This window comes from Alkalihalophilus lindianensis (assembly GCF_032843265.1).
GTDB lineage: Bacteria > Bacillota > Bacilli > Bacillales > Bacillaceae_D > Alkalihalophilus > Alkalihalophilus lindianensis.
This window is the reverse complement of sequence record NZ_JAWJBA010000439.1, coordinates 1-266: the sequence shown is the minus strand read 5'-3', so window position 1 is coordinate 266 and position 266 is coordinate 1. Positions and strand designations below refer to the sequence as shown.

The following is a 266-nucleotide window of genomic DNA, read 5'->3' as shown; positions in this document are numbered from 1 at the left end:
CCTCCTATGGCTACCGGGTTGTAGAAAAAGACCGGCCTGGAACCTTGCTTGCTGACAAGCTGATGGCTGCAGGGGTAAAGCCAGGACCGATTTTTAGAAAGATTAAGAACGGAGAAACGGTCACGTTGGAAGACGGCCGGGTAATTGAGCCTCAGGATTTTTTAGGGCCGGCACAAAAAGGGCGGGTAGTGACCATTCTTGGAGATACAAGATTTTGTGAAAATGCGATATTGCTGGCACAGGATGCAGACTTGTTAATCCATGAG

At 48.9% G+C, this 266-nt stretch carries 1 pseudogene; it reads left to right on the top strand.

Annotated features, from left to right (window positions below):
• Positions 1-266, top strand: a pseudogene (locus RYX56_RS22940) (ribonuclease Z); the annotation flags it as partial.